Origin of the sequence: Haloarcula litorea (assembly GCF_029338195.1) — an archaeon.
GTDB classification, from domain to species: Archaea; Halobacteriota; Halobacteria; order Halobacteriales; family Haloarculaceae; genus Haloarcula; species Haloarcula litorea.
The window spans coordinates 1,601,011-1,620,091 of the sequence record NZ_CP119779.1; the positions used below are offsets into that span (position 1 = coordinate 1,601,011).

Sequence of the window (19,081 nt, forward strand, 5' to 3'; positions counted from 1 at the left end):
TCACAGGACATGACAGACCACGGACGCGCGAAACCGTCGGACGAGCTCCGACAGATGGCCGCTCGCCGCCCGCACCTGCGGGACCACCTCAAGAAGTTCAAGCAGATCACCGGCGAGTTCCCGATGCTCATCGACGAGGCCGACGACGACTACGAGTCCGACCGGCCCAACGTCCTCTACCCGGTCGGCGGCCCCATCTTCTGTCACGTCTACGGCGACGTGGGGCAGGACATGCGGTACTACGCCATCGAGCCGGAACTCGACCAAGACGAGCAGGCCGTCTTCGGCAAGGTCCGCAACCGCCTGCTCCAGAAGAGCGTCAACAAGCCCGCCCCCGAGAGCGAGGCCGAGTACGACGACCGGATCGAGGAGCTGCTCCAGGAGACGACGACGATCCGCGACGAGGACAGCGACAGCGGCGTCCTCACCCGCCTGTCGAACATGGCCAGCGTCGGCAGCGTCGAGGTCACGGAGTCCACCTACGAGAACATCCTCTACCGGCTGAACCGCGACATCGTCGGCCTCGGCCCGCTGGAGCCGGTGATGCGCGACCCGGCCAACGAGGACATCCACGTCATCGGCAAGAGCGAGTGTCACGTCGACCACAGCGTCTACGGGATGCTCGAGACCACCGTCGAGTGGGAGAGCGAGGAGGACTTCGACCAGTGGCTCCGCAACATGGGCGAGCGGATGGGCGACCCGGTCAGCGACTCCGACCCCATCGTCGACTCGACGCTGCCCGACGGGTCGCGCCTGAACCTCATCTACTCCGACGACGTCTCGGTCAAGGGCCCCTCGCTGACCATCCGACAGGGCGACGAGATCCCCCTCTCGATCTTCCAGATCACGAAGTGGAACACGCTCTCGCCGGAGCTTGCGGCGTACCTCTGGCTCTGCCTGGAGAACGAGCAGACCGTCTTCGTCGTCGGGGAGACCGCCTCGGGCAAGACGACGACGCTGAACGCCATCACCTCGTTCATCCCTGACGACGCGAAGATCTACACCGCCGAGGACACCGCGGAGGTGCTGCCCCCGCACAACACCTGGCAGCAGCTCCTGACCCGCGAGGGCGAAGACGAGGGCACCAGCATCGACATGTTCGACCTCGTCGCCGCCGCGCTCCGGTCGCGGCCCGACTACATCATCGTCGGCGAGGTCCGTGGCGAGGAGGGCCGGATGGCGTTCCAGGCAGCCCAGACCGGTCACCCGGTGATGCTGACGTTCCACGCCAGCGACATCGTCTCGATGATCCAGCGGTTCACGGGCGAACCCATCAACGTCCCCGAGACGTTCATGGACGTCGCGGACGTGGCGCTGTTCCAGAACCGCGTCAAGCAGGGCGACCAGGTCCTGCGCCGGGTCACGTCGGTCCAGGAGATCGAGGGCTACTCCAAGGAGATGGACGGGGTCGTCACCCGGCAGGCGTTCAACTGGGACCCCGTCGAGGACGAGATCAACTTCCAGGCGATGAACAACTCCTACGTCCTCGAAGAGCAGATCGCGACGCTGCTTGGCTACGAGGACACCCGCGACATCTACGACGACCTGGAGTTCCGCGCGGACCTCATCCGCCGGGCCATCCAGGAGGGGATCACGGGCTACCACGAGGTCAACGACTTCATCTCCGACTTCCAGCGCGACGGCCTCGAAGGCGTGCCGTTCACCATCTCCAGACCCGACTGATGGCCCAGAGCGAAGCCGACTCCTCCATCGACCTGACGATCACCGAGACCGTCGAGAGCCTCGTCGAATCGTACCGGAAGATGACGATCCCGCTGGAGCGGTATCTCCTCTTCATCCTCGGTCCGGCCGTCGCCTTCTTCGTCCTGTCGACCGTCGCGGCGCTCCTGCTCGACCTCCCCGTGATGGTCCGCGCGCCGATCCCGCTGCTTGGCTTCCTGGCGATGGTGTCGGCGCTTTTCTACCCCAAGATCCTGCTCTCCCAGCGCAAGCGCGAGCTCAACAACCGGTTTCACCTCCTCATCACGCACATGACGGTGCTGGCGACGACGAAGATCGACCGGATGGAGGTGTTCCGGACGCTGGCCAAGGAAGACGAGTACGGCGAACTCGCGATGGAGATGCACCGCATCACCCAGCTGGTCGACACCTGGAACCAGAGCCTCGACGACGCCTGCCGCCGTCGGGCCAAGGAGGTGCCCAGCGACGCCTTCTCGGACTTCCTCGACCGGCTGGCCTACACGCTCGGTGCCGGTCAGTCCCTGGAGGACTACCTCCTCTCCGAACAGGAGCAGATCATCCAGCACTACACCACCGTCTACCGGTCCTCGCTGGACAGCCTCGAGGTGATGAAGGACCTCTACCTGTCGATGATCCTCTCGATGACGTTCGCGCTGGTGTTCGCCGTCGTCCTGCCCGTCCTCACGGGGACGAACCCGACGATGACGGTCAGCGCCGTCATCGTGATGTTCATCTTCGTCCAGTCGGGCTTCTTCCTGGCCATCCGCTCGATGGCTCCCTACGACCCGGTGTGGTTCCACCCGGAGGAGTACCCCTCGCCCATCGAGGGGAAGCTCGACCGCTCGATGTTCGCCGGCGTCGCCCTCTCGGCGCTGCTCGTGTTCGTCACCGTCGGCGGGATGTTCGGCGTCTCGCCGGTGACGCTTGGCGACCTCCTCTTCATGTTCCCCGAGCCGCCGCTGCCGTTCTACGCCGTCGTCCCGATCACCCCGATGCTCATCCCCGGGATCGCCTTCCGCCAGGAGGAACAGCGCATCAAGGGCCGCGACGAGGAGTTCCCGAGCTTCATCCGGGCGCTGGGGGCGACGGAGGGGGCCAAGCAGTCCACCACCGGGATGGTGCTGCGGACGCTGCGCAAGAAGGACTTCGGCCCGCTGACGAGCAACGTCGACGACCTCTACAAGCGGCTCAATATGCGCATCGAACCCTCCGCGGCCTGGCGGTACTTCACCGCCGACTGTCGCTCCTACCTCATCCAGACGTTCTCGGAGATGTACCTCATCGGCCGCGAGATGGGCGGCTCGCCCAAGCAGCTGGGCGAACTCATCGCCGCCAACATGAACGAGGTGCTGCAACTGCGCCAGAAGCGCAAGCAGGCGACGACCACGCTGGTGGGCCTGCTGTACGGGATCACCGCGGCGTCGACGTTCGCCTTCTTCATCGGGCTCCAGGTCGTCAACATCCTGGCGCAGATGTCGCTGGACCTCAACGCCGGCAGCCGGTTCGACGTGGACACGCTCATCAACACCGGCGTCTACAACATCCCGCTCATCGAGTTCCTGCTGGTCATCGTCATCATGTTCTCGGCGATGCTGTCGGCGCTGATGATCCGCACCGTCGACGGCGGCCACAAGGCCAACACCTACCTGCACTTCGTGATCCTCTCGTGGATCGGCGCGCTCACGGGGACGTTCACGAAGTGGCTGGTGACGCAGTTCCTCGCCATCTGAGTTTTACGTCGTCGGGTTTCCTCGCTCGCTTCGCTCGCTGCGGGAACCACTCCTCGCAAAACTCAGTCCAAAACTACCGGCCACTCGCTCCGCTCGTCTCCGGTGAAACGCGGCGCTTCGCGCCGCGTATGCTCGCGTCGGGCCTGCCCTCCCCCAGGTCGCGGCACGGAGGCCGCTCCCGGCCGGACCAGTACGACCGTTCCCGACACGCGGCCGCGACGCTCACGGACTCGCGCGAAAAAAGCCGAAGGGAGCGTATCCGATCAGTCGTCGGCGGGTGCGGCGTCGTCGCCCGCGTCGTGTTGCATCTTCGTGTGGGGGAGCTTGCCACCGTCGGCGAGGATCTCGCGCTCGCGCTCGGAGGCGTCGAGTTCGGCACTGGCCTCCCAGTCGTCGTTGACGCGGATGGTGAACTCCTCCTGGCCGGAGCGGACGGCCTCGGCCACGTCGTCGACGATCTCGACGTCGTCGCCCTGGTCGATCTTCTCGTAGGTCTCTTCGTCGATCTCGAGGGGCACGATGCCGAAGTTGAACAGGTTCGCCTTGTGGATGCGGGCGAAGCTCTGGGCGAAGACGGCCTCGATCCCGAGGTACATCGGACACAGGGCCGCGTGCTCGCGCGAGGAGCCCTGGCCGTAGTTCTCGCCGGCGACGAGCACGCCGCCGTCGGACTCCAGGGCGCGCTCGGCGAAGGTGTCGTCCACCCGCGAGAGGGTGAACTCCGAGAGCTTCGGGACGTTCGACCGGTACATCAGGATGTCCTGGGTGGCCGGGATGATGTGGTCGGTCGTGATGTTGTCCTCCATCTTCAGGAGGGCCTCGCCGCCGACCTCGCTCTCGAGGGGGTCCTTCAGCGGCACGTCGCCGATGTTCGGGCCCTTGATGAGTTCGTCGTCGACGGCCTCGTCGGGCGCGATGAGGTCCGACTCGGAGTTGCCGATGTACTGGTCGGGCATCTCCAGGCCGGGGGCCTCGAGGTCGCCCAGCTCGTCGGCCAGGTCACGCGGGTCGACGATCTCGCCCTTGATGGCCGCCGCGGTGGCGACCTCCGGCGAGCAGAGGTAGACGTTGTCGTCCTCGATGCCCGAGCGACCCTCGAAGTTGCGGTTGAAGGTCCGCAGCGAGACGGAGTCGGAGGCGGGCACGTGGCCGATGCCGATACAGGCACCACAGGTCGCCTCGGAGAAGTTGACGCCGGCGGCCATCATCTCCGCGGTCCAGCCCTGCCGGGCCAGCATCTCGGAGGCCTGCTTGGAGCCGGGCGCGACGATCATCTCGGTCTTCTTGTCGACGTTGCGGCCCTCCAGCATCTTCGCGGCCGGGAGGATGTCCTCGTAGGCACCGTTCGTACAGGAGCCGATGATGACCTGCTCGACGTCGACGCCCTCGACCTCGGAGACGGGCACGACGTTGTCGGGCATCGACGGCTCGGCGATCAGTGGTTCGAGGTCCGAGAGGTCGACGACGATCTCGTCGTCGTACTCGGCGTCCTCGTCGGGGCCGATGTCGACGAACTCGTCTTCGCGGCCGAGCCGTTCGAGGTAGTCGCGGGTCTGCTCGTCGGTCGGGAAGATCGACGAGGTGGCACCGAGCTCGGTGCCCATGTTGGTGATGGTCGTCCGCTCGGGGACGGTCAGGGTCTCGACGCCGGGGCCGGTGTACTCCAGCACCTTGCCGACGCCGCCCTTGACCGAGAGCCGGCGGAGCAGCTCGAGGATGACGTCCTTGGCGGTCGCCCAGCCGGGCAGCTCGCCCTCGAGGCGGACGTTGACGACCTCGGGCATGTCGATGTAGTACGCGCCACCGCCCATCGCGACGGCGACGTCGAGCCCGCCGGAGCCGATGGCGAGCTCGCCGAGGCCACCGGGGGTCGGCGTGTGGGAGTCCGAGCCCAGCATCGTCTTGCCGGGCGCGGCGAAGTTCTCCTTGTGGACGTTGTGGCAGATCCCGTTGCCGGGCCGCGAGAAGTGCGCGCCGAACGTGCCGGCGGCGGAGCGGAGGAAGCGGTGGTCGTCCGTGTTCTTGAAGTCGAACTGGTAGGTCTGGTGGTCGCAGTACTGGGCGGCAAGCTCCGTCTGGACCTCCTCCAGGCCCAGCGCCTCGAACTGCAGCCAGACGAGGGTCCCGGTCGTGTCCTGCGTGAGCACCTGGTCGATCTCGATCCCGATCTCCTCGCCGGGTGTCAGCTCCCCTTCGACGAGGTGGTCGTCGAGAATCTTCTCCGTGAGCGTCTGTCCCATAACGTCCGAACGTGGACGACGAGAAGGTATAAATCCCGCGTATTCCACCCTATTTTTCATCGACCGACAGCGCAGTCCGCGGGTTTCCCCCGCCGAACCGCAGGGTTTTGCCGGTGGCGCGCACAGCCCCCCGTATGTTCAAGAGCGGTCGGTTCCTCGCCGATCACCTCGGGGACGTGCGCGACGACCAGATCCAGCCCAACGGCGTCGACCTGACGCTCGGAGCCGTCTACGAACAGACGGAGCCGGGACGCGTCGGCCGCGACGGCAAGCGCGTCGGCCAGCGGCGCGAACTCGACGCCGAGGACGGCGTCTACGCCCTGGACCGGGGCGGCTACGTCGTCGAGTACGCCGACCGCGTCGCCATCCCCGAGAATCACGTGGGGTTCCTCTACCCCCGGTCGTCGCTGCTGCGCAACTCCTGTATGCTCGACACGGCGGTCTGGGACGCCGGCTACGAGGGCCGGGGCGAGGGGCTGCTGGAGGTCCACCACCCCGTCGAACTGGAACGGGGCGCACGCGTCGCACAGCTCGTCGTCGCCGAGGCCGCCCACGTCGGGACGTACGAGGGGAGCTACCAGGGCGAGAACCTCGAGTGACCTCGGCGGCACCGACCGTGTCACCGCCCCACACTCTACCTTCAAGTGGTATCGGGGAGTAGTATCACGTGGTGGTGGCGGGACGGGGAGTGCCTCTGACAGCGACCCACGTCCGATCCCGCCACCGTCGTTCCGCACTCCCAGATAGGGTTTTAAGTTCGGTCGGCGTCGATTAGACGATATGATAACCGAGTTTCACGTCCAGTCGCCGTTTCTCGCCGGCGTCGGCAGCGTCGCCGACGAGGTCACCGTCCGGCAACTCGACTCGGTCGACGGTCGGTGTCGCGCCGGCGTCTGGGTGGACGGTGCGGACCGGGCCTCGATCGAGGCGGCGCTGGACGGCGACGACGACGTCGTCCGGGCCAGCCACGTCGGAACCGAGGGCACCGGCGAGTGGTACCTCACCTACACCGACGAGGCGACGCTCGCGGCGCTCGCGGGGACACTGCTGCGGACGGACTGTCTGTTCGCCCGCGCCGAGGTCGCCGACGACTGGGCGATCACGGCGCGGTTCCCCGACCGGAGCACGGTGCTGGCCTTCCGGGACGAACTGGTCGAGGACGGGGTCGAGGTGTCCTTCGAGCGGATGACGACGGAGGAACGGGCCCTCGAGGGGTTCGGCGTCACCGACCCTCAGCGGGAGGTGCTGTTGCTCGCACTCGAAGAGGGGTACTTCACGGTCCCGCGCGACGCCGCGCTGTCTGACCTGGCGGCACACCTCGGCATCTCCAGTCAGGCGGCCTCCGAGCGGCTCCGCCGTGGCACCGGATCGCTGGTGGAAAACACGCTCGCAGCCGGCGGAGACCGGGTCCGCCCGCGCCGGCAGTGACGGCCCGACGGCTGCCGGCCAGTTGTTTCACGCTCTGAAACCACGCATCCCCCGTTATATCCGTCGACGGAATACTGTGGCCTATGGATTCGAACGACGGGACAGTGTACCTGATACGGGGCGACGAGGACGACGAGTGGGTCAGCCCCGAACCCGCCGGCGAGGTCATCGCGGACGCCGTCGTCGACGCGACGGACCTCGACGTGGCCGACCTCGAACCGATCGAGTCGTACGCCGACGCCGACGCGCTCCGGGCGGTCCTGGGCGACGGCGACCGCGAGTCGCTGTCGTTCGACGTCGAGGGCCACGAGGTGACGGTCACCGGCGACGGCGACGTGTCGGTGGCGTAGCCAGTATTCCTTTGCCGTCCGGGCGCGTTACCCGAGGTATGACACGCGTCGCCCTCATCGCCCACGACGACGAGAAACCCGAGATGATCGACTTCGTCACCGCCTACGAGGACACCCTCTCGGCGTTCGATCTCGTCGGGACCGGGACGACCGGCAAGCGCATCATGGAGGAGACGGCCCTCGACATCGAGCGCAAGCAGAGCGGCCCCCTCGGCGGCGACACCCAGATCGGGGCGGAGGTCGCCGAGGGCCGAATGGACGCCATCGTCTTCCTCCGGGACCCCCTGACCGCACAGCCTCACGAGCCGGACATCTCGGCGCTGTTGCGCATCTGTGACGTCCACGACGTGCCGATGGCGACCACGCGCACGTCCGCGGAGTACGTCGTCGAGGGGCTCGCGGCCGACCTGCGCGACGACTGACGCCGCGGGGGGTGTGACCCCACCGCAAACGATACGTCGGTCGAATCCTCAGGAACGGTCGTGACCAGAACGGCCGTCGAACGGGGGTTCGAGACGTACCTCTCGGAACTGGTCGACGAGACGTACGCGGCGTTCGACGTGACCGCGGTGCTGAAGGGGTCCCGCGGTGGCGGCGGTCGGGCCGTGAACGAACTGCTGAAGAACAGCCGACCGCTGGACCGCCACGTCGTCCGCCCGCGCCTGCGGGAGTACCAGCGGACCATCCTCCGGCAGTTCGACCCGGTGCTCGACTACGCCGCCGCCGACGACGACTTCGAGGCCTACGCCGACGAGGTGCTGGCCCGCGACCTCTACTGGGACGCGCTGCGGCCGTCGGTGCGGGGCGACCGCCGGGAGACCATCCGCGAGCAGTTGCTGGCCCGCCAGCGCGAGTTCGGCGACGCCCTCGCGCCGCTGGTCGCGGCCGACAGCGACGAGTTCTGGGACGCCGTCGTCGAGGCCTACGACCGCGACCGGGCCGAGGCGCTCGTCGAGGACCACTTCGTGTTCTCGACGCCCCTGCGGGAACACCGGGACGCCTTCTCGTTCGAACTGGAGATCGACCCCGGCGAGGTGCTCGGCGGGCTCGCCCGTGCGCTCCCGACGCTGGAGGTCGAGTTCACCGACGAGGCGATCCGGTCGATGCGGCAGGCCGAGAAGCGTGTCGTCCCGCGGGCGAAGTCGGACGCGGCCGACGCCTTCGGCACGTAGCCCGGGCTGTCGAGCGTCCCGTGTGAAGGATGGCAGATGGCGTCGCGTCGGGTGGGGCGGCGCGACGCCGGGTGGGTGGGTGGTGTGGTGCAGGTGACGACCCCGAAGGGTTGTCACGCAACCGCTGACTGACATCGGCAGGGACGGGTTCGCCGGTGGAAATGGCCGGATGCCACGGTCGGCGTGGACGGTACGTCGGTCACGGGGTGGGAACGCGACCGAGTCTGTCGTGGCCCGGAACCTGCCAGCAGCGGCTACGCTCGCATCGGGTAAAAAGTCTACGAAATATGTTACTTTCGATCCGAGTAAGTTCTTTCGCCAGCGAATCACCGGACGGATGCGCCTAGCGAGCGATAGCGAGTGTGTAAGAAATCACACCTATCGATGCCGTCGGCGGGACCGCTCGTACTCGGCGGCGAACGTCAGCAGCTCCTCGACGGGCTCGGGGAGGGTCGTCAGCGACACCTCGCCGGCCGACTCGTCGTGGGCCACGAGCCCGGCGTCGACGAGCAGCGGGACGTGTGCGTGGACGAGCTCGATCTTGGTCTGTGCCCGCTCGTCGACGTCTGCCGGCCCGCTGGTCGTCCCCCGGCCGACGAGCGTGTCGGCCAGCTCGTCGAGGGGGATCGACTCGCGCCGTTGCAGCGCCTCGAGCACGTCGCGCCGAGTCTCGCTCGCGAGGGCCCTGAACAGGTCGTCCGCGGGTGGTGCGTCGCTCATACCGCCGAGTTCGTTCACATCGAACGAGGGGCCGGTCGAACTGTCCTCGGGCGACATCGGGATGTCTCACTTACGGATTCGGCGGGGAGACTGTTATATGTTGTTGAGCGCCTGAGGGGTCGTCGTCCGGTTCGCCGTCACGCCGGCCCGACCTTCGGCACCTCGCGGACGCGTCGACCCGCCGCCACGCAGAGCGGACGCCACACCGTCAGTCGTCGTACGGCCAGTCGCCGGTGATCCGCATCCCCTCGGCCACGCCCTCTGCTTCGAGTGCAGCGGCCACCTCGTTCGGGTCGGCGTGCTCGTACTCGCGGCGGGTCAGCTCGACGGCCAGCTCGGTCAGGAGGACGACCTGCTCGCGGAGGGTGCGGCGGTCGACCTTGTCCAGCGTGTCGGCGTGGGTGTGGCCCCAGCCGCGGCCGTCGTCGCCCGTCTCGCTCATCGCGTGGACGGCGGGGACGCCCCACTGCGCGAACGGCCAGTGGTCGCTGTGGGGGCTCTGTTCCGGCGAGACGGTCACGGGGTGGCCGAGCCGGTCGGCGACGGCCTCGCAGGTCTCGCCCAGCGCGTCCGAGCCGTGGGTGAACAGTTTCAGCGTCCGGCCCCGGACGATGCCGTCGAGGTTCAGTATCGCCCGTATCTCGTCGTGGTCGCGCGCGTCGGCCAGCCGTCCCGAGCCGACCAGCCCCACCTCCTCGGCCCCGAAGGCGACGAACTCGACGCGGGTCGAGAGGTCGCCCTCGCGGCCGGCCAGGGCCTTCGCCACCTCGACGACGGCGGCCGTCCCCGCGCCGTTGTCCATCGCGCCCTCGGCGATGTCGTGGGCGTCGACGTGGCTGGTCACGAGCACCCGCTCGTCGGTCTCGGGGCCGAGTTCGGCGTGGGCGTTCTGACTCGTCGCGGCGGGCGTCTCGCAGTCCACGGCGACGGTCAGGTCGTCGCCCCCGTGCCGGCGGGCCAGCCGCGCCCCCGTCTCGCTCGCGACGCCGACCGCCGGGATCTCGCCGACGGGGTCGTCCGCAGTGCCGACGCTGCCGGTCGGCGGGAGCATCCCCTCGACGTGGTTGCGGTAGACGAACGCGGCCGCGCCGGCCTCGACGGCGTGGTAGTACTTCTCCCGGCGGTGGATGTACCGCTCGTACCAGTCGGGCACGTCCGAGCGCGCCATCACGACCCTCCCCTCGCAGTCCGCCGCCTCGAAGTCCTCGGGCAGGCCGTAGCCGAGGTCGACCAGTTCGCCGCTGGCCTCTGCGGCCGGCGAGCGCGGCAGCGCGATCACCTCGTGGTCGGCGGTCGCGACCGCCCCGTCGGCCGCCGAGAGCCGGCTGTCGCCCCGCTCCCACCCCTGCACGTCGAAGGTCTCCAGCCGGGCGTCGGCGGCGTGGTCCGCCAGCGCGTCCCGCGTCGCCTCGGCGGCCGCCCGTTCGCCCGCGCTGCCGGCCATCCGGTGGTCGAGGTCGACCAGCCGCTCGAGCAGGGCCCAGCCGGCGTCGCTCGTGAACGTCTCGCCGATCCACTCCGTGTCCGTCATACCCACCCGTCCGGACGCCAGCCCCCTGAATCCCCGGGCGGCGGGGGTGTTTTTGCCGCCGTCGCCACAAGCGGGTCCTATGCGTGCAGCAGTCCTGACGGGATACGGCGAGCCGCTCGCGATCCGGGAGGTCGACCCGCCGGAGCCGGGGCCCGACGACGCCGTCGTCGCCGTCGAGGCCTGCGGGATCTGCCGGAGCGACTGGCACGCCTGGCAGGGCCACGGCGAGTGGGCCGACGACGACGTGGGGCTGGGACAGGTACTGGGCCACGAACCCGCAGGCCGCGTCGTCGAGACGGGCGACCGCGTCGAGAGCGTCGCCGTCGGCGACCGCGTCGTCGTCCCGTTCAGCCTCGGCGACGGCACCTGCCGGCACTGCCGGAACGGCCACGGCAACGTCTGTACCGACGGCTGGGCGCTGGGGTTCGAACCCGCGGTCCCGGGTGCCTTCGCCGAGCGGGTCCGGGTCCCGAAGGCCGAGTACAACCTCACTCGCCTGCCCGACGCCGTCGGGTTCGACGAGGCGGCCGCGCTGGGCTGTCGGTACGCCACGAGCTACCACGCGCTGGCCCACCGCGCGGCCCTCGCCGCCGGCGACCGCGTCGCCGTCCACGGCTGTGGCGGCCTCGGACTGGCGGCGGTCCAGCTCGCAGCCGCGATGGGAGCCCGCGTCGTCGCCGTCGACGTCTGCGAGGCCCCGCTCGAACTGGCCCGCGAGGTGGGGGCCGACGCCACCGTCGACGCGTCGGCGATAGAGGACGTCCCGGCGGCCGTCCGGGCGGCCACCGACGGCGGTGCCCACGTCTCCGTCGACGCGCTGGGGCGGGCCGAGACCTGCCGGAACAGCGTCGCCTGCCTGCGGACCCGCGGCCGGCACGTCCAGGTGGGGCTGACCACCGACGCCGAGCGCGGCGAGGTGGCCCTGCCCGTCGACCGGATCACGCGCTGGGACGTGGACGTGCTGGGCGCACGCGGGATGCCGCCCTCGCGGTACGACGACCTCCTCCGGCTGGTCGCCGACGGCACCGTCGACCCCGGGCAGCTGGTCACCCGCCGCGTCGGGCTCGCCGACGTCCCCGACCGGCTGGCGGCGATGAGCGACTACGACACCGCCGGCGTCGAGGTCGTCACCGACCTCTAGGGCTCACACTTCAGCTCGAGGCGGTAGCCGAAGGGGTCCTCGACGTACACCGCCGGTCCGGTGCCGGTCGCGCCAAGCGGCTCGAAGGCGTCCTGCACGTCGACGCCCGCGTCGGCCAGCGTCGCCTCCACGGCCTCGACGTCCTCGTCCAGCCGGACGGCGACGTGGTCGAAGTTCGTCCGCTCGGGCGGCTCGAAGTCCTCGTCGGGCCAGAGGTGGAGGACGCTGTCCTCGGTCAGCCGGACGGCGAAGAACGGCTTCTCGCCGGCCTCGAACTCGTCGAGCCGGTCGGCCTCGAAGCCCAGCCCGTCGCAGTAGAACGTCAGCGCGTCCGCCTTCCCGCCCTCGGGGATGCGGAGGTTCGTGTGGTCGATCGCGGTCGCGTCCATAGGGGACCGTGAGCGTTCGCGACGGAAAAGCGGCCGGCGACGAGCCGGCGGCCGGCTCAGAGGTTGACGGCGAGCAGCGCCGCCTCGACCACGAGACAGACTGCGAGGGTCGCGTGACAGACCGCGTCGACCAGGCGGCGGGTCCGTCGGGTCCGGGCGACGTCGGTCGAGAGCGCCGCGACCCCACGGAGGACCGCGTACGCGCCGACCGCCAGCGCCGGGACGAGGACCCCACCGACGGCGCGGGGGGCACGGGTGACGCGGACGCCGCCGTCGAGGCCGACGTGCCACCCGACGCGCATCACGCCGGGGAGCGACGGGTACGCCGCGATGGCGACGCCGACGGTGACGGCCAGCAGCGCCAGCGCGGACAGGTCGGCCCGGCGGACAGCGGCACTCATCGACTCACCTCCCCGGCGGTGCGGGCGACGGACTCCTCTACGGCCCCCGCGTCGGCGTCCCCGCCAGCCCCGAACCGACCGGGGCCGTGGTACGCCACCACCGCGAGCGCGAGCAGCCAGACGACCGCGAGCAGGCCGAGGTAGAGCGTCCGCCCGCTCCCGCCCAGCACGGCAGCCGGGAGGTTCGGCGCGGTGTTCCAGCCGCCGTGGAACAGCATCGCCAGCAGGACGCTCCCGGTGCCCTCGTGCAGCCAGGTGAACAGCACCGACAGGCCCACCACCAGCGGGACGTACAGGAGGAACGACTGCCCGCCGTAGCCGCCCACGTCGAAGGCGAAGAGCGGGAGGTGCCAGGCCGCCCAGACGACGCCGATGGCGACGCTGGCGGTCAGGTCGCCGACCCGCTCCCGGAGGGCCGGCAGCGCGACGCCCCGCCAGCCGAACTCCTCCTGGCCGCCGCCCAGCAGCGTCGTGAACAGCAGCGCCAGCGGGAACAGCGGGAGGACGCCGAGCAGTCTGCCGGCGGACGCGTCCGGTCGCGCGGCGAGCAGGCCGGCGGCGACGACCAGGCCGACGGCGACCGGCAGCCCGAGCGCGGCGGCGTACCAGCGGGGTGGGACGCGCCAGGCCAGACAGTCCCGCAGCCACGCCCGGACGCCGTCGCCGCGACAGCGGACGACGACGGCCCCGGCCAGCGCCGGGCCGAACGCGCCGGGGACGGCCAGCAGGATCGAGGCGTCCGGGACTGTCACGAACAGCGGGACCCAGACGCCCCAGGAGATCGAAAGCGTCAGCGCGACGAACGCCGGCAGTCGGTGGGCCGCGACGGTCGCGGCGAACGATGCGCGGAACGAGTCGGGATCGGTGTCGCCCATCACACGACAGGCTACGAGCGGCCCATATATCGAACACCGAGCAGCGCTTCACGCGCTGAAGCGGTCGGTACGACTTTAGGTTCCTTCCCCGACAGTCCACGCACCGTGAGTGAGGACGCGCCGGCGGTCGAGACGGTTGCCGAACTCCTGGCCGACGAGACGGCCCGGACCATCCTCACCGAGACCAGCCAGCAACCCATGTCAGCGACCAGCCTGAAAGAGCGGTGTGCCGCGTCGGGACCGACCATCTACCGCCGACTGGAGCGGCTCCGCGAGGCCGACCTCCTCGTCGAGCGGACGCGCCCCGACCCCGAGGGCGGCCACCACCGGACGGTGTACGCTCCGAACCTCGACCGCGTCACGGTCGTCCTCGCCGACGGCGACCTGACGGTCCGAATCGACCGCGACGAGCGGATGGCCGACCGCTTCACCAGGCTCGTGGAGGGCATCTGAGGATGCTCGGACCCGCCCTCGACGCGCTGTTGCAGGCCGCTGGCCGCCCCTCCGGGACGGTCAGGGCCGCGCTGCAGGCCTACGAGCTGGTCGGCGCACTGCTGGGGCTGTTCATCGCCTACCTCGCCTACCGGGGGTACCGGCGCAACGACAGCCGCCCGATGCTGTTTCTCGCGATCGGGTTCACGCTCGTCCTCGGGCTCCCGCTGGTCATCGTCCCCGTCTACCTCCTGTTGCCGATCTCCGGCGGCCAGGCCGTCCTGCAGGCGGGCATCCAGACGCTGGAGATCGCCGGCCTGCTCTGTATCGTCTACGCGCTGCGGGTCTGATCAGGCCGCGAGGAAGGCGACGACCAGCAACGCCGTGTTGTAACAGCCGTGGACGACGACCGGGACGACGAGGTTCCCGGTCCGCTCGTAGATCGTGCCGAACACCGCGCCGCCGACGGTGACGACGGCGACCCCGCCCACGGCCCCGACGACCGACCCCGTGTAGTTCAGCAGGTGGACCGACCCGAAGAGGAGGCTGGCCAGCCCGACCCCGGCGACGGGGCCGAACGACCGCCGGAGCCGGCCCTGGATCGCCCCGCGGAACAGCAGCTCCTCGGCCGGCGCGACCAGCACGAGCGAGAGGGCGGCGAGCCCCAGGGCCAGACGCGGGTCGGCCGTGATCGGGTCGTCGAAGACGCTCCCCTCTGGCGCGAGCCCCAGCGACGCCAACACGACGCCGAGGCCGACGGCGGCGACGAGCGCTACCACGAGTCCGCCGCCGATGTACCGGGCGTCCCGTCGGTTCGGCCACCTGACCGACACGCCACCGTACCGCCGGACGTAGGCCCCACCGACCGCGAGCAAGGCGATCTGTCCCACGGCCGTCAGCGCCAGGAACGTCACCGGGCTGTCGATGCTCGCCCCGAACACCACCAGCGGGACGGTGAACGCGATCCCGAAGCCGATGCTGACCGCGAGCCCGGCGAGCAACAGACCGATCGCGACGGCGACCGCTCGCCCCCTCCCGCGGACGCTCCGCCGTCCCCGTGACGTGGCCCGTTCGTTGCGCATACCCGCTGTTCGGCCGCGACGAGCAAAAGCGACACCACCGCCCCCTCGTCGCGTGGCGTCGCGACTGTTCGAAGCTTCGGCCAGAACGTCTTTTCAGCTACGGCGGTTTCCTCCACCCGTGTGTAACCACGGCGATGCACTCGACCACGAAGCGCCCCCGTCCCGACCCGCGCGTGTCCCGTCGACGCGACGGCCACGGCACGGCCGCGCTCGCTCCGCGTGTGCAGGCCTCCCCGCTCCGATGAACGGGACACGCATTCGTTCGGTGCCGCACGACCCGACTGCGCGGACGACAGAGGTACGACACACGTGACGTCACCGATCACCCAACTCCGCGACCGCATCAACGAGACGCTCTCCTCGGGGTCCGAGGACGACACCAAGTCGATCCGCGAACAGTCGTCGCTGTTCCAGTGTCGCACCTGCAACACCGTGTACGTCGCCATCGACAAGACCCGCTGCAAGGACTGCGACGACGCCGTCGAGCCGGTCCGGGCGACACTCTCGAACGCGTAGCCCCCGGCGGCGGATCTGAGCCCGACCGCGTGATTCGCTGTCGCTCGCCGCCCCTCTTTGCACGTCCATCGCGTACGCTGCTCGCTTCGTTCGCAGGAAAAGCGGGCGGCGAGGGATTTGAACCGGAGCCAGACGTGCTCGCTTCGCTGCGCGCGACTGGCAGGGCTCAGAATCCCTCGCACAGCACGTTTGCTGCTCGCGTGTTGCTCGCAGCGAAACGCTGCGGGCGGCGAGGGATTTGAACCACGGTCGTTCCGCTTCGCTCCACTCCCTGATTCAAATCCCTCTTCGGTTCGTTATTCGCTCCTCACGTCCGTTCGTCGCAGAATAGCGGGCGGCGAGGGATTTGAACCCCCGACCATCTGGTCCGGAACCAGGCGTTCTGTCCGCTGAACTAGCCGCCCTCGAAGAGACGTACCCGGCGGGTCCGTTTAACAGTTGTGAGTCAGGGCGACTCGCTGGTCTCCAGCGTGAAGTCGTCCGTGGGGTAGGCCACGCAGGTCAGGCAGTACCCCTCCTCCATGTCGTCGTCCATCAGCGAGTCGTTCTGGCTGTGACGGATGTAGTCCTCCGCCGGGCCGTCGGTGATCTGCCCGGCACAGGAGATACACTGCCCCTGTCGGCAGGCGTAGGGGAGGTCCCAGCCCTCGTCCTCGCCGGCGTCGAGCAGGTTCTCGTTGTTGGCGACCTCGATGGTCTCGCCCTCCTTGGCGAACTCGATCTCGTAGTACTCGACGTCGTCCTCGGCGATGTCCGCGGGGTCGAAGCTGTCGTCTTCCTCCTCCTCTTCGCCCTCGGCGAGTTCGGCACCGCCCTCGCCGGCGGGGATGGCGGCCGCGCCGCCGCCGCCGATGGAGCGGTTGTACGGCTCGGGGAAGTCCGTCTCGGGCACCGTCTCGGCGCGCTGCTCGAGCACCTCCTGTGAGATGTCCTCGGGTGCCTCCCACCCGGTCCCCTTCGCGTAGTGGAACGCCACCACGATGAGGGTCAGCGTGGCCCCGCCGAGGAGCCCTGCGAGTGAAACCATATCGGCGGCTATGGAGTACTGGTTTAACTAAGCTTTGGATTCGCCCGTTTCGCCGGACGAGTCGGGGAAACGTGTTCGGCCGACCGCTCAGCGTCTGGGCACGTCGTGGCGGCCGAAGCCGTACCGGAGGCGGCTGGCCAGCCGGCGCGAGAACCGGCCGTCGTCGGCCCGGGACCCGAACCGCTCGGCCAGCGCCTGGTAGATCAGCGGCAGCGGGATCTCCTGTTCCAGCGCCTCCTGGACGGTCCAGGTGCCGGTCGAGCCGCCCTCGACGCGGTCGGCGACGGTTCCGAGGTCGTTGCCCTCCTCGCGGAACGCCTCCTCGCACAGTTCCAGCAGCCACGACCGGATGACAGCGCCGTTGTTCCAGGTGCGCGCGACCGCCTCGAGGTCGAGGTCGTAGCGGCCGTTCGCGAGCAGCTCGAACCCCTCGCCGTAGGCCTGCATCAGCGCGTACTCGACGCCGTTGTGGACCATCTTCACGTAGTGACCCGACCCGGCCGGCCCCATCCGGTCGTGGCCGGCCGACCCGGTGGCGACGGCGTCGAACACCGGGACGAGTTCCTCGTAGGCCCACGCGGGACCGCCGACCATCAGCGAGAAACCCAGTTCCGCGCCGGCGGGGCCGCCGGAGGTGCCACAGTCCAGATACGCCGCCTCCGTCGACTCGGCCCGACGGACGGAGTCCTCGAAGTGGGAGTTGCCGCCGTCGACCACGACGTCGTCGCCGTCGAGGTGGCCGTCGAGTTCGTCCAGCGCGGCGTCGACGGGGTCGCCCGCGGGGACCATCAGCCAGATCCGCTTGTCCTCGCCCAGCGACTCGGCGAGGTCGGGGATCGAGTCGGCCGGCTCGGCCCCCGCGTCGGCGGCGTCGGCGACGGCGTCCTCGTCGATGTCGAAGACGACCACGTCGTGGCCCGCCGCCAGCACGCGATCGACCACGATACGACCCATACGCCCGAGTCCGACGACGCCCAGTTCCATACCCCGAACTCACCGACCGGGAAGGTATGGGTTGCGGTTCGGGTGGGAGCGGTACGCTTTCCAGCGGTCCGTCCGTCGTCACGGTTATGGACGAGCGCGTACGCGAACACGCACGGACCCTGGTCGACTGGAGCGCCCGCGTCGAGGCCGGCGACGACGTCGTCGTCAGCGTCGAGGAGGGCGCACACGACCTGGGCGTGGCCGTCGCCGAGCAGCTGGGCGAGCGCGGCGCGAACCTGGTCGCGACGTACAGCTCCGACGAGCTGACCCGCGCGTACCTGCGGGCCCACGACGGCGACTTCGACGGGGACCCCGACTACGAGCGGGCGCTGTACGAGCGCGCCGACAGCGTCCTGATCCTGAAGGGCACGAACAACACCGCCGGCACCGCCGACGTGCCGGACGAGCGCCGCGCGGCCCACGCCTCGGCCCGACAGGGGGTCCGCGAGGCCCGGCTGGACACCGACTGGGTCTCGACCCAGCACCCGACGCGGGCGATGGCCCAGCAGGCCGGGATGGCCTACGAGCAGTACCGGGACTTCGTCTACGACGCCACGCTCCGGGACTGGGAGGGCCTCGCGGAGGAGCAGGCCCGGCTGAAGGGGCTCCTCGGCGAGGGCTCCGAGGTCCGACTGGTCGCCGACGGCACCGACCTGACGATGTCTATCGCGGGCCGGACCGCGGTCAACTCCGCGGCCAGCGTCGCCTACGACTCCCACAACCTCCCCTCTGGCGAGGTGTTCACAGCACCGGAGGACACCGAGGGCGTCGTCACCTTCGACGTGCCGATGACGGTCCGGGGCCGCCGGGTCCGGGACGTCGAACTGACCTTCGAGGACGGAGTCGTCGTCGACATCGCGGCCACGCAGGGCGAGGACGTGATCCGATCGGTCGTCGAGACGGACGCGGGCTCCCGACGCCTCGGCGAACTCGGGATCGGGATGAACCGCGGCATCGACCGCGTGACCGACAACATCCTCTTCGACGAGAAGATGGGCGGCACCGTCCACCTGGCGCTGGGCCGGGCCTACGACGCCTGCCTGCCCGACGGCGAGAGCGGCAACGACAGCGCCGTCCACGAGGACCTCATCACGACGATGGGCGAGGGGTCCCGGCTGGCGGTCGACGGCGAGACCGTCCAAGAGGACGGGGTCTTCGTGTGGGAGTAGCGAGAGTCCGAGCGCCAGCGAGGACTCTCGGAGACCGCTGCGGCGAACGGAGTGAGCCGCGGCGGAGTAGCGAGGGGCGCGACCGAAGCGGCCGCTGGCCGGGAGCGACCGGAGAGAGATATACGGAAAGGGGTGGGGGGTGGGGGTGGTGGCACCCAAAACGGGTGCAAGCCCGACTTCGACGGTGATAATT

At 69.6% G+C, this 19,081-nt stretch carries 21 protein-coding genes and 1 tRNA gene; 12 read left to right on the forward strand and 10 right to left on the reverse strand.

Annotated elements, in window-relative coordinates; genetic code table 11:
* Positions 1-9 precede the first annotated feature (9 nt).
* Complete coding sequence (locus P0592_RS08550; protein WP_276273852.1) at positions 10-1,683, forward strand: type II/IV secretion system ATPase subunit; 1,674 nt, start codon at positions 10-12, stop codon at positions 1,681-1,683.
* Entirely contained in the window at positions 1,683-3,431 is a 1,749-nt protein-coding gene (flaJ, locus tag P0592_RS08555) for an archaellar assembly protein FlaJ (RefSeq protein WP_276273853.1), read from the forward strand. Before P0592_RS08550 ends, flaJ begins: the two co-directional genes overlap by 1 nt.
* 263 nt (positions 3,432-3,694) lie before the next feature.
* Here the strand turns inward: flaJ and P0592_RS08560 are convergent, their stop codons facing one another.
* On the reverse strand, positions 3,695-5,671 hold the full coding sequence (locus P0592_RS08560; RefSeq protein ID WP_276273854.1) for an aconitate hydratase: 1,977 nt from the start codon (positions 5,669-5,671) through the stop codon (positions 3,695-3,697).
* A gap of 134 nt (positions 5,672-5,805) precedes the next feature.
* Here P0592_RS08560 and P0592_RS08565 point away from each other — a divergent pair, with 134 nt between their 5' ends.
* From P0592_RS08565 to P0592_RS08585, 5 genes are all read left to right on the forward strand, one after another.
* Positions 5,806-6,270: a deoxyuridine 5'-triphosphate nucleotidohydrolase gene (locus P0592_RS08565; protein ID WP_419181122.1), complete on the forward strand. Its 465-nt coding sequence runs from the start codon at positions 5,806-5,808 to the stop codon at positions 6,268-6,270.
* A 181-nt stretch (positions 6,271-6,451) separates the two neighbouring features.
* Positions 6,452-7,099 (forward strand): helix-turn-helix domain-containing protein, encoded by a 648-nt coding sequence (locus P0592_RS08570; RefSeq protein ID WP_276273856.1) that lies wholly within the window; start codon positions 6,452-6,454, stop codon positions 7,097-7,099.
* Positions 7,100-7,182: 83 nt separating this feature from the next.
* A complete protein-coding gene (locus P0592_RS08575) occupies positions 7,183-7,449 on the forward strand; it encodes a HalOD1 output domain-containing protein (RefSeq protein WP_276273857.1) in 267 nt (88 codons plus the stop codon).
* Between the two features lie 38 nt (positions 7,450-7,487).
* Positions 7,488-7,871, forward strand: a complete 384-nt coding sequence (locus tag P0592_RS08580; RefSeq protein ID WP_276273858.1) for a methylglyoxal synthase — start codon at positions 7,488-7,490, stop codon at positions 7,869-7,871.
* Between the two features lie 60 nt (positions 7,872-7,931).
* The gene (locus P0592_RS08585) at positions 7,932-8,621 is read left to right on the forward strand and encodes a hypothetical protein (protein ID WP_276273859.1); all 690 of its coding nucleotides are present in this window, start codon (positions 7,932-7,934) and stop codon (positions 8,619-8,621) included.
* Between the two features lie 378 nt (positions 8,622-8,999).
* Here P0592_RS08585 and P0592_RS08590 read toward each other — a convergent pair whose 3' ends face one another.
* Together P0592_RS08590 and P0592_RS08595 are read right to left on the reverse strand one after the other, a co-directional pair.
* Complete coding sequence (locus P0592_RS08590; protein WP_276273860.1) at positions 9,000-9,341, reverse strand: DUF7344 domain-containing protein; 342 nt, start codon at positions 9,339-9,341, stop codon at positions 9,000-9,002.
* A gap of 208 nt (positions 9,342-9,549) precedes the next feature.
* Positions 9,550-10,872, reverse strand: a complete 1,323-nt coding sequence (locus tag P0592_RS08595) for a M28 family peptidase (RefSeq protein WP_276273861.1) — start codon at positions 10,870-10,872, stop codon at positions 9,550-9,552.
* A gap of 79 nt (positions 10,873-10,951) precedes the next feature.
* On the opposite strand from P0592_RS08595, the gene P0592_RS08600 reads away from it, so the two are divergent.
* On the forward strand, positions 10,952-12,013 hold the full coding sequence (locus P0592_RS08600; protein ID WP_276273862.1) for a zinc-dependent alcohol dehydrogenase family protein: 1,062 nt from the start codon (positions 10,952-10,954) through the stop codon (positions 12,011-12,013).
* Here the strand turns inward: P0592_RS08600 and P0592_RS08605 are convergent.
* The 3 genes from P0592_RS08605 to P0592_RS08615 are packed head-to-tail and all read right to left on the reverse strand — an operon-like array spanning position 12,010 to position 13,678.
* Complete coding sequence (locus P0592_RS08605; RefSeq protein WP_276273863.1) at positions 12,010-12,402, reverse strand: VOC family protein; 393 nt, start codon at positions 12,400-12,402, stop codon at positions 12,010-12,012. The genes P0592_RS08600 and P0592_RS08605 overlap by 4 nt on opposite strands.
* A 56-nt stretch (positions 12,403-12,458) precedes the next feature.
* Entirely contained in the window at positions 12,459-12,803 is a 345-nt protein-coding gene (locus P0592_RS08610) for a hypothetical protein (protein ID WP_276273864.1), read from the reverse strand.
* Positions 12,800-13,678 (reverse strand): CPBP family intramembrane glutamic endopeptidase, encoded by an 879-nt coding sequence (locus P0592_RS08615; RefSeq protein ID WP_276273865.1) that lies wholly within the window; start codon positions 13,676-13,678, stop codon positions 12,800-12,802. Before P0592_RS08615 ends, P0592_RS08610 begins: the two co-directional genes overlap by 4 nt.
* Positions 13,679-13,783: 105 nt before the next feature.
* Here P0592_RS08615 and P0592_RS08620 point away from each other — a divergent pair, with 105 nt between their 5' ends.
* Both P0592_RS08620 and P0592_RS08625 read left to right on the forward strand, forming a co-directional pair.
* Complete coding sequence (locus P0592_RS08620; RefSeq protein ID WP_276273866.1) at positions 13,784-14,131, forward strand: winged helix-turn-helix domain-containing protein; 348 nt, start codon at positions 13,784-13,786, stop codon at positions 14,129-14,131.
* A gap of 2 nt (positions 14,132-14,133) precedes the next feature.
* Entirely contained in the window at positions 14,134-14,460 is a 327-nt protein-coding gene (locus P0592_RS08625) for a DUF7521 family protein (RefSeq protein WP_276273867.1), read from the forward strand.
* Here the strand turns inward: P0592_RS08625 and P0592_RS08630 are convergent, their stop codons facing one another.
* Entirely contained in the window at positions 14,461-15,192 is a 732-nt protein-coding gene (locus P0592_RS08630) for a CPBP family intramembrane glutamic endopeptidase (RefSeq protein ID WP_276273868.1), read from the reverse strand.
* Between the two features lie 309 nt (positions 15,193-15,501).
* Between P0592_RS08630 and P0592_RS08635 the strand changes: the two genes are divergently transcribed.
* The gene (locus tag P0592_RS08635; protein WP_276273869.1) at positions 15,502-15,708 is read left to right on the forward strand and encodes a hypothetical protein; all 207 of its coding nucleotides are present in this window, start codon (positions 15,502-15,504) and stop codon (positions 15,706-15,708) included.
* Positions 15,709-16,039: 331 nt separating this feature from the next.
* Here P0592_RS08635 and P0592_RS08640 read toward each other — a convergent pair.
* From P0592_RS08640 to gnd, 3 genes are all read right to left on the reverse strand, one after another.
* Positions 16,040-16,112, reverse strand: a tRNA-Arg gene (locus tag P0592_RS08640).
* A gap of 41 nt (positions 16,113-16,153) precedes the next feature.
* Entirely contained in the window at positions 16,154-16,735 is a 582-nt protein-coding gene (locus P0592_RS08645; protein ID WP_276273870.1) for a 2Fe-2S iron-sulfur cluster-binding protein, read from the reverse strand.
* Between the two features lie 87 nt (positions 16,736-16,822).
* Positions 16,823-17,719, reverse strand: a complete 897-nt coding sequence (gene gnd / locus P0592_RS08650; protein WP_276273871.1) for a phosphogluconate dehydrogenase (NAD(+)-dependent, decarboxylating) — start codon at positions 17,717-17,719, stop codon at positions 16,823-16,825.
* Positions 17,720-17,805: 86 nt separating this feature from the next.
* Here gnd and P0592_RS08655 point away from each other — a divergent pair, with 86 nt between their 5' ends.
* Entirely contained in the window at positions 17,806-18,888 is a 1,083-nt protein-coding gene (locus P0592_RS08655) for an aminopeptidase (RefSeq protein WP_276273872.1), read from the forward strand.
* Positions 18,889-19,081 lie beyond the last annotated feature (193 nt).